This is a genomic window from Pilosibacter sp. YYHA0881, from assembly GCF_051602715.1.
Classification (GTDB): Bacteria; Bacillota; Clostridia; order Lachnospirales; family Lachnospiraceae; genus Alitiscatomonas; species Alitiscatomonas aceti.
In genome coordinates this window covers 2,246,571-2,261,563 of the sequence record NZ_CP175657.1, presented here as the reverse complement: position 1 = coordinate 2,261,563, position 14,993 = coordinate 2,246,571, and the positions used below count along the sequence as shown (strand labels likewise).

The window sequence follows — 14,993 nt, the reverse complement described above, 5'->3', positions numbered from 1 at the left end:
GTAGTTTATGTGTACAGCAGCAGCCTATAAGACAAAAGATTTTTATTTTGGCCGGACCCTGGATTATGAATTTTCCTTTGGCGACCAGGTGACCATCACTCCAAGGAACTATCCCTTCCGCTTCCGTTTTCAAGGGACCATGGAAACCCACTATGCCATGATCGGCATGGCCCATGTGGCTGACGATTATCCGCTCTATTATGAGGCCGTAAATGAAAAAGGCCTGGGAATGGCGGGGCTTAATTTCGTTGGAAATGCCCACTATGGAGAAAAGGCGGACGGAAAGGATAATGTGGCCCAGTTTGAATTTATTCCCTGGATCCTGGGACAGTGCGCTTCTGTAAAAGAGGCCCTCCGTCTTCTGGAACAGGTCAATCTGGTCAATACGCCGTTCAGTGAGAGCCTTCCACTGGCCCAGCTCCACTGGATCCTTGCTGACCGGGATGAGGCCGTAACAGTGGAATCCGTTCTCTCTGGAATCCATGTATATCCCAATCCGGCGGGAGTCCTTACCAATAATCCGCCGTTTCCAGAGCAGATGTTTAACCTCAATAACTATATGCACCTGTCCCCAAAGGATCCGGAGAATTGTTTTTCTGACAAGCTCTCTCTGAAAACCTACTGCCGGGGCATGGGCGCACTTGGCCTTCCCGGAGACTTATCCTCCCAGTCCCGCTTCGTCCGTGCCGCCTTTGTAAAGCTGAATTCCGTATCGGGCGATTCTGAGGAAGAAAGCGTCAGCCAGTTCTTCCATATCCTGGGCTCCGTAGATCAGCAGAAGGGCTGTTCAGATCTGGGAAACGGGAATTTTGAGATGACCCTGTATACCTGCTGCTGTAATGGAGATAAAGGGATCTACTATTACACCACCTACGGAAACCATCAGATCACTGCCGTGGATATGCACCGGGAGGATCTGGAGGGGACCCGGTTAATTCCGTATCCCCTTGTACAAAAGGAGCAGATCCTGTACCAGAATTAGCCCCAGGCAGACTGAAAACCTTTTGGGAAACCCCGGGAAGCGAAGTTCCCTGATCGGATGAAAAATGGCGGAACCCCTGCAAATGGCAGATTCCGCCGTTTTTCTTTCCGTTTTTATGCTTCTTTTTTCATTTTCCTGAACACTGGCACATACATGAGCAAAGCTGCCGCCATGACTGCCATCATAAACAGGATCAGACCGTTTGCAGCGGCCTCCGGCATTCCGTACCACAAGAACAATACCAGCATTCCCACAAACAGCAGGGCTGTACAGACCTTTCCGAACCACATTGCGCCGTCCAGCTTCTTTCCCCGCTTTAAGAGGATCAGTCCCATAACTGCCATATACCCCTCCTTCACGGCCAGAAGCGCCGCCAGCGCCCACATCAGAGGATACTTGAACGCCAGACAGAGGGCCAGGGCTCCGTGGGTCAGTTTATCCGCCAGAGGATCCACGAACTTCCCCAGCTCTGTGACCATATGAAACCGCCGGGCCACCCAGCCGTCCAGAAGATCTGTCACACTGGAAATAAAGACCACAGCCGCCGCCCGGTAAACATCCTCCCTGGTACTGGCGGTAAGATACATCCAGCTGAATACTGGTATCATGAGAATGCGAAAATAGCCCATCAGATTGGGAATCGAAAAAATTTCTTTTCTGCTGATCTTTGCCATATGCTCCACCCCGTTTTCTTTTTTAGGTTCCGGCAGCCACGGCTGCCATTCTTTCCCTTATCCTCATTATAAACGGACTGGTCCCCCAATACAACCCCGATCAGGCCATGCTCCCCGCCAGAACAATACTGGCGCCGATCCCGGCGGCCGTAGCTGCCAGAGCCCCCGGAAGCGTCCACCGGGTCTTCCGGATCCCCGCAGTCATAAAATATACACTCATGGTATAGAAGATCGTCTCCGTGCATCCCATCATAATAGACACCATATTCCCTATCAGTGAATCCGGACCGTATTCCTTAAAGATATCCAGGATCAGCCCCGTGGCCGCAGAGCTGGATACCAGGCGGACCAGGACCACAGGGACCAGAGGGACCGGGATATGGAGCCAGCCCGCCGGGGTCCTTAGAGCTTTTGCCGCGGCTTCCAGGAAACCGGACTCTCTTAAAATCCCCACTGCGGCCATAAGACCGATCAGAGTGGGAAGGATGCCCGCAACTGTCTTCATCCCCTCGGAAGCCCCCTTTAAAAAATCATCAAAGACCGGCCGGCCAGACAGTATCCCAAACCCCACAATATAAAAAACCGCCAGCGGAACCATAAATTCCGACAGAAAAACCAGTATGTCCATAAGCTCTGCTCCTCTATGCCTGCTTTGAACCATTGTATTCTCTCCGGAAATCAGATATACTTATAAAAAACAACAGGAGGTTGTGCATATGAGTCTGAGTCTGTTATTTTTAGAGTATCCGCCCTGTTCCACCTGCAAAAAAGCAAAATCCTGGCTGGACGCCCACGGGGTCCAGTATACCTCCCGCCACATTAAGGATCAGAATCCCTCAAAGGAGGAGCTGAAGGCCTGGTATCAGAAAAGCGGACTGCCTTTAAAGCGCTTCTTCAATACCAGCGGCCTTCTTTATAAATCCATGGCCTTAAAGGACAAGCTGCCGTCCATGACTGAGGAGGAGCAGCTGGAGCTCTTATCCACCGATGGAATGCTGGTAAAGCGTCCCATCCTAATATCTGAGGATTTTGTTCTCGTAGGTTTTAAAGAAAGCGAATGGAGCGAAGCGCTCGGCTGATCAGGAGCCTGGACCCTTGTCCGGGCTTTCGCTTTCCCTCTTTTCTCTTCTTCTGGACATCCATAAAAGCGCCGTGCCTCCTAGGATCAAAATGAAAAAACCAGTTCCAAAAACCACTTTGGTCAGATGTTTTTTTATCCAGTACAGGAACCTCTCCGCCGCACTGAGCGTTTTTTTCTGCTCCTCATGCGGAAGCGTTTCCATTTTCTCTGTTTTTATTTCTGTTTCCCGGCTCTTTTCTTCCTCCTGGCTGCTTTCCGGCTCCTGGCGGATCTCCTGGTACAGTCCGATATATTGTTTTCTCTTTACCTCCGGTGTTTTTACCTGTCCGCCGTACCGTACCTCCACATTTCTCACCAGCTTTTCCCCGGTGGCCCGTGCGTCCCGGCACAGGATCCCTTCTTTTTCATAGGTTTCCCCGCTCCATTCCACATTCTCTACACGATAGCACTCTTCCGGAAGGCCCAGGTACTCCAGAAATTCCGTTCCATAAGAGGACAGCTCCGCATCTTTCGGTATTTCCGCGTTCCCCAGCTGGAATACATCTGCATCATAGCCGGACACTGTGATCAGGAACTGAAAGCCGCCGGTCCACTGGGCGCTGGTCTCCTCCGTCTCCAGCTTGGGGATCTCTCTTTCATATTCCTGTCCGGTCTGCTCATCCGTCAATGTGACCCGGGCCGTTTCCGGGGGATCCTGTCTGCCCTCCAGGACATATGGAACCGTGACAGAAGCATACGTCATGGTCCCTCCCTGGCTGACCTGGCGGATCCGCCTGGAAACGAGCCGGTACTGCTTTCCATCCCGTTCCAGGATCTCTTTTAGCTCCTGGGCCTGTCCCGCATCGGTAAATACCGGGCCTTCAAGGGTAAGCGTCTCCGCCGTCGGTGTCTCTTCTGTACGGTCCGGCAGGCTTTCTGCACCATAAGCGGCGGCGGCTCCGCTTATGGCACAGGAACCGGCCCATATCCATGCCAGGCAGAATCTTATCCAAAAAAGCACAGCCCCGGGGACTGATCCCTGCCTCTTCCATCCTTTATTTTTCAAATGTATCCCTCCTCCAAAGGATCAGACAGATGCTTCCGCCCAGGATCCCCAGAACAGCCAGGGCTCCATATACCCAGGGCCTTTGCTGGTCTCCTGCCCTTGGGATCTTTGTCCGGATCCTGGATGGGTGGCTGATCCGAAGCTCCCCTCTGCCATCCAGCTCGATCTCATACTGGGCAGTTATGATTCCTTTTTTCCTGGGCTCCTCCATCGGCTCAGTTTCCGGAGTCTCTGTCTCATCTGGCGTTTCCGGTTCCGTTTCTCTGTCATCGTCCGGTACCGGCCGTTCCGGTTTTTCTGGTTTCCCTGGTTTTTCTGGTTTTTCCGGCTCCTTTCTTTTATCCTCCATGACCACCCGGTCTATGGTCCCATCCTTTGACACTGTAAACGTCACCTCCTCTGCGATCTGATATCCAGAAGGCGCCGTCACCTCTGAAAGTGTATACGCTTCTCCTGCATTGAGTCTTCCCATGATCCTGTGAGGCGTATTCCCCGATGTCCACCGGTCCACTACATGCCCATTCTTATCCTTCAGGACCAGGACTGCTCCGGGAAGCTCCTCCCCAGTGACCATGTCGGTTTTCCGGATCTCCGCCTGGGTGGGCCTGTCCTCCATCCTTACCCTGTGGATGCCTCCACCCCCGCCGACTGCAAATGGGATCTCCTCCGCCCAGGCATAACCTGAGGCCGGTAAAACCTCGGCTAAAAGATACGTTTCTCCCGGCTTCAGGATTCCCGTGATCTGGATCTCCTCCCCGGATATCCATTCCTTTACCAGCTTTCCATCCAGGCTTTTTATGGAAAGCACTGCCCCAGAAATCTCTTCTCCTGTGATCAGATCCGTCTTTCGGATCCGCACGTCTGTCTCCTTATTTTTCAGATCTGCCAGGATCATTTTTCCGTTTTCACCAATGGAAACGGATACCCGTCCGGATAAAAATTCGGTTCCATCACTGAAGACCACAATTTCCTCCAGGGTGTATGCCTCTCCCTTTGCTAAAAGCGGCTCTCCATGACTGTTTTCTTCATTCACGATTTCATGGGTCAGGCCTCCTCCCTCTGTTTTCCAGGTCTCCAGCACTGTATGGCCATGTCCGCAGAATGCGTACCGTGTCCCGACAGGCACCCTCTTCCGGCTTTTCAGAATACGCTCCCGGTTTTTATCCGACAGGCAGATCGTCTCCTTCTCTAAGATCATGCTGCTGCCATCGGAAAAACCGACCGTTTCTTCCCAGGTAAGGACCGCTCCTGCATTTTCCTGCTCCACAGCCTCTTTAAAAGCCGTAAGTTCTCCTGTCATGGGAGCCGTAAGGATTTCCTTTCCATCCCTTTTTAAGGTGATCCATCCTCCCTGGACCCTGCGTTCTCTGACAAGAATCGATCCGATCCTGTCCTTTTCTGCGTCATACAGGATCTGGATCAGACTGGATGCGCCGGATATCTCAGCTATGCTCCGTCCGTCAGCCGATACGGTAAACATCACTGGATCCGCTGCGGAATATCCCTCTGGCGCTTCCTCCTCCACAAGGAAGTACGTTCTTCCTCCGGATAATTTTCCCGATACCAGGTGGGGCTCCGGGCCGGAGATCCATGTTTCCAGCGGCTCTCCCCAGGGCTGCATTTTTCCATTTTCTGCCTTTGCATTATAAATGGCCAGCCGCGCCCCCTTTACAAAATGATCCGTATGAAAGCTGCTTTTGGAAAACCACAGCCTGGTTTCTTCATTTTCTGCCTTTATTTTCTGCACGGCCACCGGCGTATGGTCATTGCTAAACCAGAATTTCCATACCCTATGGTCCAGACAGAAGCCCTCCGGGGCCTGGATCTCCCGTACCTGGTATTCATACGGCACAGCCCTTCCATCATCTCCCAGATATGCCGCCGGAAGTTCTCCGGACACCGCTTTCCCATCGCTGCCGGTCACCATACGGAAAAGCTCCCCGGTCTTTGCATTTTTCACCTCAAACCATGCTCCCGGAAGCGGTTTCTCGTGCCACTGGGCATCCAGCTTTAAAATCTCGATCCGTCCTCTGGAAAGACGGTTCACCGCCTGGATGATCCCACCGGAATCCTTTCCGATCTCGATCTTCTGCGGCTCCATGGCTGAAAAATGATCCGGCGTCCTAAGCTCTGCCAGATAATAGGTCCCCTCCCTTACAGGAGGGAGCCGGTGCAGACGCAGGTCGCCTGGTCCATACCGCTCCGGGATCCTTCCCTCTGCCAGATCATCCGCCGTATAGGTCCCTTCCCCTCCCGACGTCCAGGTATCTTCCAGAAGCTCTTCCTCTGCGGAAAATCCCCCGTTTTCGTCTGCCCGGTAAAGGGCCAGCCTGGCTCCGCGGATCTGCCGTCCATTCTCATCAGTCTTGTCTGCATACCACTGTCTGCGCCTGTTCTCCATATAATACCGGATCACCTGGTTCTCTTTCTTCACCTGGACCAGCACCGGCTCTGCCGTTTCATAGCCCCCTGGCGTTTCCGTTTCCACCAGAACATAATATCCTTCCGGGATACGGTCGATCCGGTGGAGGCCTCCCCTTGTATCAAAGCTACATGCCGCCGGGGCATCCCGGAACATACCTGTTTTATAATGGTACTGATATTCAAATTTCCTGTCCCCATCTGGTCCGGTCCGGGATGCAGTCACCCGCAGACAGCTTCCGTCCGAAAGGCTCCAGAGCTGGACGACCGTTTCCCCGTTTCCTGTGCTGCGGCTTTCCGTCCGTTCTCCTGTCCCGGTACGCTTTCCATCGTATACCTTCCAGGAAAAGCGTTCAAAGTCCTCTCCGTATTCCCGGAACATGGCCTCATACGCCTGGGAGAGCTCCGTTCCGTAAAAGGAAAGATCATCCGCAGTCCAGGTATCCACAGGGTTTCCCTTCTGGTATACATACGCTCCGTTTTCCGTCATGACCGTTCCATTTTCCTCCAGAACCGCAGGATAAAGAGCGAGCCCTGCTCCATGGCGCTCCGGCAGAGGCCTCCGGATTCCCTTTTCATCCTCCTCATATTTATAAATTTCCACCTTCGTATGATCGTCCTTTAAAACGAAGCTCTGGAGCTCATCCACTGGCCTTATGGTAATCTCCATGGAGGACGGCAGATATCCGGGAGGGGTCTTCAGCTCCTCCAGGATATAATCTCCTGCTGGAATCCCCTCAAAATACATCGGATGCCCATCCGTTATCCACCGGGCAGTCTTTGAAACCGGGTGATTATCCACAGGATCCTCTGTATTCCACACAGCCGGAGTATTTCCTTTTTTCACAAGGTAATAGCCCTTGGGATACTTCTCCAGATCCTTGGAATATACTCTTCTGGCCGGATAAAGGGCCAGCTCTGCCCCCTTCACCATCTGATGGGAATAAAAGCCCTTTCCCTCCACAGTCCATTCCTCTGTCTGCCCGCTTTCCCCATTTACCACAGGGATCCTGTACGTCTCCGTTCCATCTGTTTTCAGTATTTCTACCCGTATTTTTTCATCCGTCATGGCGGTCCTCTGAATGTCCCGGGTCTCCTCTACCCGGACTGCCTGCGGAAACGCCCGCGTATACCCTGGCGGAACACCGGTTTCTTCCATGATATAGGTTCCAGGGATCACGCGCCGGAGCATATCCGCCTGCCCCCAGGTCATCTCCCCTTCAGACGGATCCTGGGGCGACCTCTCCCCGGATATCCACAGATTCGGAATGATCCAGAACTCCCCGTTCCGGTGCCGGACGGGTTTTCCGTCCCCTTCTGTCTCTGGATCTCCCACATCATAAAGTGTTTCCGGCTCTCCTATGGTATAGGAAGCCTTATGGTACTGCTCCAACAGGTCGTCATACCGGAAATACAGATAATCCCCATCCCTGTCATAAACCGCCTCGCCCTTTTTGTATGTTTCCCCATTGACCGGATAGTAACGCACCATCCCATAAGAGTCATAAAACGGCTTCAGCCTTTTCTCCAGTTTTCCTGTCTCCGGATCCCAGGTTCCCGTAAGATACGCATTTTCTGTTCCGGCGTTGACCTCTCCGGGACGTCCGGTGAGGATCTTTTCCCTGGCGATCCGGTTCCCATATGGATCATAAAAGGAGATCACCGGCCATACAAAATAGTGGGCTTCTTCCTTTCCAAGGGGACCAGTTCCGGATTTTTCCACATAAGCCAGCCCCGTGTATGGATCCACACAGGCATCCCGCTGCATCTCCTGGTTCAGATGGTAGATCTCTGTTCCCGGATCCATGGACAAAAACGCCTTTGCCCCAGGGTCATAGACCAGACTGGACAGATCCCCTCCGGCCAGCTCAAGGAACGGCTGTCCGCCCTGGAATGCGTAAACAGACCGGGTATCCGGAGTGATCCTTATTTTTTCCCCATCTCTTCCAAACCCGTATACGATCCCATCCTCTCCTGTCTCCAGTACCTTAAGATTCCCCAGATCGTAGAACAGTACCGAGGTATCATCCCGCTTCTCCTCCTGTAATGACCAGCGGCCATTGTCATCCTTTTTTAACCGGAAAGCGCTGCCTGCATACCCTTTCTTCACCTGGATATCCAGAACGTTTCCGTTCCGGTCTCTCTGGATCTCTACCCCCTCCATCCTGTGATCCCCCGTATCGCCGGAAGGACGCACCTCTATGGCTTCAAAAAGAGCCATTTCCGCCCCGGCCACATACCGGTTCTGATCACCGGCTGTTTCCAGTGTCCTGGTCACATAGCCATAGCCCTGGAAGATCCCATTTTCGTAAACGATCTCCACCCGCTCCCCGGCTGCCTTTCTTTCCTCCAGATATTCCAGGGTCCCTTTTTTCCATCCAAAGCCCTGGTACGTTCCCATGGAATTATATGCAGGCTCCAGGTTTTCCAATCCGTAGACCGCTTCCAGGAAGGAAAGGCTTCCCTCTACGCGTCCTGAGACCTTCATCCCCTCGTAAGACGCCGGGGTCTTCACTTTGGATACCTCCAGGCTGACTCCTGTGTTGTTTACATAGATCCTGGCTGTGTCCTCCACAGCTTCATCCTCGCCCTCCTTCCTGGAGCTGAAACGGACCGCCGCCCTTTTATCCTGGGAGTCTCCGGTATAATACCAGATCCCATCGCTGTATATTTCCACGGGAACAGGCAGACTCCTGGCGTACCCGGCCGGAGCCAGAAGCTCTGCCAGAACGTACACCCCTGCTGTCAGCGGCTCTGGTGTCTCCACATAGCCGGTGATCTGCAGCGGTTCCCCTTCATCCCCGTCATAAACGGAGGAAAGGGCCAGAAAGTCTCCCGTCCTCACTCCGGACTGGTCCCTGAAAATAATACAGTCCTCTTCCCGGCATACAGGCGTTCCTGCGGGCACGGTTCCATAAAACAGACTGCCTGGCCCCTGGATCCTGGCAAAGGGCATGATCCCCCTTGCTCCCATGGCCTCCAGAAACGCCCGGCTTCCCTGGATCACCGTCTCTGCTTCATACCGCTTTACAGCGCCGTCCCCATCCTTCTCCTCATTCCGGTCTGCTTTATAAAGGGCAAATACTGCTTCATCATGGAGGATCTGCTCTCCGGTCTCCGCATCCAGCTTTTCGATCCGCAGCCTGGTCCGGTACAGCCTGTTTAAAAAGGTCCGGAATACAAAATCCTCAGTCTGGCTCCACGGCTCTAACATATGGGCATACTTTCCATCCCAGGACGACCTGTCACGCTCCTCCCCATAGGGATATACATAGAAATCCCCGCTGTGGCCATGGCCCTTTACCACATATTTCCCGTCCGGTTCCCTTTCGTTTCCTTTCTTTACTCCATCAAACCGGATCCGATACCGCCCGGCTGTTTTTTCCGGCGGCTCCTTACTGTTGTACACCAGCTCCTCTGAAAGACGGTCCGGGATCTCCGCCCATCCGTCCTCATACACCGATGGGAGAACGATCTCCTTCGGCGGATCGATCCGGTAATGCCGGTTCTCAAAATCCATCCATTGGGCTTTAAAGGGCTGCTGCTCTGCCAGGACATAGGTTCCATATGGCAGATACTCCGATATCCCGAAGGCGTACTCCGCTTCTCCCCCCTGCATTTTAAGCTGCCAGGCGGACAGGGTCGTCTTATCCCGGTCGATCCCTCCGTTTTCCTCACTGTCCCACCGGATGGAATACAGAGAATCCAGATCATACTTAAAAAATGGCTCCAGATACTCCTCCGCCCTGAGGATGGCTTTATAAAGAGCCCGGTCGTATACCTGGTCCCCATAGGCGGCCTCTGCTCCATTCTCTGCCAGTTCCTCCTTTACCTGGTCCTCCAGATACCAGGTGACTGCAAACTGGCGTACTGCATCGGACCGCTTTGCATTTTCCCTGGCCTCCGGCGAGGAATTGACTGTATTTTCTACTCCCGTAAGAAGACTCCTGGCAAAGGGCTTAAAGGAGGAATTTACCACCTGGCCCTCCAGGTCCCACTTGTCCGTATCCGCCGTCCGGACCGCATGGAAAAATTTTTCATAATTGTGATCCTCCAGGACACTTCTTTCCGTCTTTACCGTATACAGCTTCTGCACCAGCTCCGGAAATACCCTGTGGTACTGGTCCACGTCCACAGCCGTTCCGTTTTTATCTGTCCATGTGATCGCTCCGTCCTCGTCACAATACAGCCGTTCCAGATTGGATCTTAAATAAATTTTAAACCGGAAATTCCCCAGGGCCTCCCCGCTGTCCACATCCTTTATGACCTTTACCATCTGCCTGACGGGGCGCTCCAGGACCTGGACCGGAGCCAGGACCGTATCCCCATCCTCCGTGATCTTATGCTGGCCTCTGTAAACCAGATGCTTTGCCACAATATATGTATCGGCCCCTCCATCCCCTGTAAAAGTCGAAGCGCTTATGGAAATATTTCCAAACCGCGCAAGATATTCTGCAAAGCCGATCGGATCCCCGGCCCGGTAGCCATATACATTCCCTGCTCCCAGGCTGTCGACCTCCGCTTTTGTAAGCACGGTCTGCTTTCTGGGAAGCTTCGCCATAAAGGAAAGCGTCAGCCGGCCATTTTCGTCTGAAAACGCTTTTCCAAAGCTGTCGGTGCCCTTAGAGGCGACCCGGACCCTGTGTATCCCCATTTTCCGGTCATACTCTGCCTGTTCCAGCCTTACATCTGTATCCGCCAGCTCCTTTTCTGTGGTGATCTCAATTTTATCTATGGTTTCTGTGAGGGGGACCTGCCAGCCGTGCTCCGGGTCTCCGTCTATATAATCCACGATCCTTTCACCGGCTTCATGATATACCATCACCTGATGGTCCATATCCTGGAGCTGCCCTTTTCCATCCACAAGCACCGCCGGAGTCAGGACCACGTCTATGTAATACCGCTTTCCAGCCCCGCTGCCCATATAGTACCGGCGTTCTGTCTGGAAGCAGTGGCTTCCTTCCCGGCTGTATTCCTGATACATCCACCGTAAATGGACCGGATCCTCCAGGACAGAATACACCTTATCCACCTCCGCTTTCCCATTTTCCTCCTTCATGGTAAAAAAACGGCGGCTTCCCCGGACCGACGCGCCTGCATACAGGACTGCGCAGCATGTATCTCCGGACATTTCAAAGGCGTCGATGCCGCCAAAGCTCCATTGGGGGTGCTCCGCATACCATAAAAGAATCTTCTCCAATACGGCGGCAATCTCTGCGTCCGGCCCAAGGCCTTCCAGGGAAAGAGTCGTGACCGCTGCTCCATAATGCGTTTTTACTGCCGGTTCCCCGGGAGCGGCTGTCATGCCAAAAATATCCGTCTGGCCCTTTTTGACCCCTCTGCTGTATACCGGAAGCTCTCTCGATGAGCAGGTCCCGTCCGCCATGACAGGGATCTCATATCCGTTGCGGTTCAGGATCTCCTCCACCTCTGCCTTCAGATACCGGAACGCCGGGTCCTCCGGGTCCGTAAGGTCGTGGTCCGCCGCCTTTTCCCTGAGCATCGGCTCTGTCTCATCCAGCTCCAGATCTGTGAGCCCCATGACCGGCGTCTGCGGAACATGCTCCGCCCTTAAGATCTGCGGCTCTGTCCGGCTCATGGGATGCTGCCCGGTGATCCTGCCGTCCGGCCCATATTCCGGTTCATATCTCACATGGCTCCGGTCTGTGTCCGCAGTTTTCCATACCTGGTCCCCATTCTCATCCTTCACAGGGACCTCCTCTGTGCCGGTCACATGGGGACCCGTCACCTCCTTCTCCCCTGTATCCACCCGGAAAAACTCCGTATCCTCTGGAAATCCGGAAAAAATAAGCTCATATCCCCCGGTTCCCGACTCCGGATCCACAGTCCCGGAAGAGGTCACCATAAATGGAAGCTGGTCAAAGCCGTTTCCGCTTCCATCCTCCCCCTCCATGGAGGCAGAAAGCTCCGGCATGGAGACAACGGATGTCCCCCTTAAGGAGGCTGCCCCCTCTGGCGTCTCAAAGCCAGCTCCTTTATTGGTCCACTGGCCAGAACGCCCGTTGACCGACAGCTCATATCCCTCGCTTCTGGACAGTTCCTTCACATAATACCGTCCCAGGATCAGAGGTCTCCCGATCCAGCAGTTCCCATTGACGGACAGATTTTCCCCATAACGGTTTCCAGGACCTTTCCAGCCTGGATCCGTCCGTCTGACCGTTTTTCCCACATCATAATCAAAGGTGGTTCCAGGCGCCTCTGTATAAACGGTAAATCCAGCGTTTCCATCCCGGTCGGTGGCTGCCACCGCCGTAAGATCATCCTTTTTATAAACGATTCCCGTATTGATCAGCTTCCCATCCCTTCCTAACTCCGAGTCGGGATGGACGATGTCCTCGGCTGCAAACAGGCCGTAAACGGCTCCCTCCAGGCTTCCGTCTCCTTCCGTATCCCCGAAAGAGGAGTATTCCTCTGATTCTCCCTTATAGAGGTTCAGATCCCGCTTGTTGATATGGATCTCGCCCTCGGTCCTGTGATCCTTAACGATCCATGAATCCCCGCAGCCCTCCTCTCCATTGCAGTGGGAAAAGATCCCCGGATCCCCTGTCTCCAGATGACGGATCCCGTCCGGACGGGCATTCTCCAGATACGACTGGAAGTCTCCTCCCCCCTGTTCCTCCCAGTCCTCATCCTCCGGCTCCCCTTCGTCTGCCCACAGCATGGAAAACAGCTTCCAGGCATTGGAGGAAGTAAAGATCCGTCCTGCGTTGGAAGGCGTAAGGAGCCTCTCTGTATCAGACTGGAGGGAGATCCCAGGAGCCTTTAAGGTCTGCACCTCCCTTCCGGCAGTCTCTGCCTGTATTTCTCCGCTGCCTCTGGAGCCCGTATACCAGATGTTTTCTGTAATGTCCCCGCTGTCTCCCTCTGCCCGGGTGCATACAGCCCCGTTCTGGGACGACGTGGTCGTCACCAGCTCCACAGGAATATCGTCGTTATGGAGACCATGAAGGATATAGCCATTCCTGGCCTGTATCTCCTTCCATGTATAGGTAAATCTCAGGGAAGTAAAATTCTCATACGTCTCTTCGCAGTCAGCCCTGCAGCCGGACGCCTCAAAGGCGCTGCCGGACCCTGTATCCTCTTCCGGTCCGCCTTTATCCCGCTCTCTGGCCTCTCCCCCGCCGGTGCCGCTTTCCAGAACTCCGGCCACCTGGTCAAACGCGCTTTCATCAGAAACCCAGTGAAAATGAACGCCCCCCTCTGCCTCTGCTTCACAGGCCTCCACCAGGGACAGCCATTCCTCTGCCGCCGCACGGTTCTTATCCCTTGTGACCTCTGCCGCCTCTTCCCAGGAGGTATCTCCGCTCCTATCCTCTTTTCCTGTGCCGGAGCCTGGATCCTTTTGGGGAATATCTGCCCATTGGGGAACTCCATGGCCGTCGCAGTACGTTTTGGAATACACGTAGCTCCGGCTGTCCGTATGGGAGATCTCTCCATTTTCGTCTGTGGTCCCCTCGGCAAAGATCTGAAAGCCATCCCATGGAGCAAAGCTTATATTTTCCGTCGAAAGCCCGGCTCCTCTTTCATCGGTCCCAAGGCTTCCACCATCCTCAAACCGCTCATACAGATAAAACTGGCTCCCCTTTAAGGGCATTCCGGTCTCATCGTCCAGCTTTTTCAGCCGCACGTTATAATCGGACTGAAAGGTTTCCTCATGGCGGAAGACCTGGAAAGACAGCTCCGGCTCTCCGCCCCCGTAAGCCGGCTCACGGTCATCGTCCGGGCCGCCTCCATCCCCCTCCTGGCTTACGACTATATAAAAGACCATATCCGACGGAACGATCTCAATCCCGGCCTTATAAAGCCTCTGGTGCTGCGGAGCATTGACACATGCCTTAAAGTCCATCCATTCATGGAGATAGTCGTCGTTCCAGCTTCCCTCCGTATACCAGCCGGAATTTTTCCGCATGGTGATCTTATAGCGGACCATGGTCTTATTGTATTTCTGCTCCTCTGTCATGGTACTGTCCAGAGCATTCTCATTGGCTGTGGCAGAGCCGTTATTATGGATCTTAATGGAGTCTCCGCTCCAGGTGATCTCATATAATTCCTCTCCCAGAACAGACCTGGCGATATTTTTATCCTGGGATGCGTCCAGCCAGCCCACATTTCCTCCCGTGGAGCCGTTGTCCCAGACGCTCTGGGGCTCGATCTTTGCAATATCCCGGATAAACTCACTTCCCAGGAAAAACTCTGTATCCAGGGCTCCTGGACCATCGGAGAAGGGCAGTACCGTAAACGATACTGCCGTTTCCTCGGAGGTGGCATCCCGGATGGCGTCCGGCGCTTCCTTTCCTTTCTCCCCACCATCCGCCGCCATCTGCTCCATGGCGGCTATGGCCCTTTCCTCGATCTCCGGGTGATCCGCCACCCACGCAAACCTTGTACTGGGATCGTCCTTCACCCGTTTTACCACATTGGGGCCCGACGCCGTGGAGGCGATCTCCCCATAAAGCTCCGGATCAAATTTCCGGGCCGCCTCTTTTAATGCGGTCCAGTTACTGGGATAGGCCCAGAACAGCCGTTTCGTCTGGGTCTCTGTCAGCGGCGACGGCAGGGTATCGTATTCATAGATGTCATACCGGTCCACCTGCTTCCATCCCTTTCCTCCGTCCAGACAGTAAAACGGAGCCGTTGCCTTCTGGGGCCATACGCTGGAGGCCCTGGCCGGGAGGGGAAACGGCACAGCCAGAGCCAGCAGGACTGCGGCCATGACCAGGGCTGTCCCCCTTTTTACTGATTTTTTATTCCAAATGCATTCCATCATAT

General features: G+C 53.9%; 6 protein-coding genes. 2 read left to right on the top strand and 4 right to left on the bottom strand.

Annotated elements, in window-relative coordinates:
- The first annotated feature begins 7 nt into the window (after window positions 1-7).
- On the top strand, window positions 8-982 hold the full coding sequence (gene bsh / locus ACI6NM_RS10555) for a choloylglycine hydrolase (protein WP_262427783.1): 975 nt from the start codon (window positions 8-10) through the stop codon (window positions 980-982).
- Window positions 983-1,095: 113 nt separating this feature from the next.
- Here bsh and ACI6NM_RS10550 read toward each other — a convergent pair whose 3' ends face one another.
- Entirely contained in the window at window positions 1,096-1,656 is a 561-nt protein-coding gene (locus tag ACI6NM_RS10550) for a CDP-alcohol phosphatidyltransferase family protein (protein WP_022274247.1), read from the bottom strand.
- A gap of 100 nt (window positions 1,657-1,756) precedes the next feature.
- Window positions 1,757-2,284, bottom strand: coding sequence for a nucleoside recognition domain-containing protein (locus tag ACI6NM_RS10545; RefSeq protein WP_262427782.1), 528 nt, complete (start codon window positions 2,282-2,284; stop codon window positions 1,757-1,759).
- A gap of 94 nt (window positions 2,285-2,378) precedes the next feature.
- Between ACI6NM_RS10545 and ACI6NM_RS10540 the strand changes: the two genes are divergently transcribed.
- Complete coding sequence (locus ACI6NM_RS10540; protein WP_262427796.1) at window positions 2,379-2,735, top strand: arsenate reductase family protein; 357 nt, start codon at window positions 2,379-2,381, stop codon at window positions 2,733-2,735.
- Here ACI6NM_RS10540 and ACI6NM_RS10535 read toward each other — a convergent pair whose 3' ends face one another.
- Both ACI6NM_RS10535 and ACI6NM_RS10530 read right to left on the bottom strand, forming a co-directional pair.
- Window positions 2,736-3,782 (bottom strand): hypothetical protein, encoded by a 1,047-nt coding sequence (locus ACI6NM_RS10535; protein WP_262427781.1) that lies wholly within the window; start codon window positions 3,780-3,782, stop codon window positions 2,736-2,738.
- Window positions 3,772-14,991 (bottom strand): SpaA isopeptide-forming pilin-related protein, encoded by an 11,220-nt coding sequence (locus tag ACI6NM_RS10530; protein WP_262427780.1) that lies wholly within the window; start codon window positions 14,989-14,991, stop codon window positions 3,772-3,774. The genes ACI6NM_RS10535 and ACI6NM_RS10530 overlap by 11 nt, the downstream gene beginning before the upstream one ends.
- Window positions 14,992-14,993 lie beyond the last annotated feature (2 nt).

Bases quoted from the DNA above. Each gene is read 5' to 3' on its own strand.
- ACI6NM_RS10545 (WP_262427782.1), bottom strand. From the start codon at position 2,284: ATGGACATACTGGTTTTTCTGTCGGAATTTATGGTTCCGCTGGCGGTT.
- bsh (WP_262427783.1), top strand. From the start codon at position 8: ATGTGTACAGCAGCAGCCTATAAGACAAAAGATTTTTATTTTGGCCGG.
- ACI6NM_RS10530 (WP_262427780.1), bottom strand. From the start codon at position 14,991: ATGATGGAATGCATTTGGAATAAAAAATCAGTAAAAAGGGGGACAGCC.
- ACI6NM_RS10550 (WP_022274247.1), bottom strand. From the start codon at position 1,656: ATGGCAAAGATCAGCAGAAAAGAAATTTTTTCGATTCCCAATCTGATG.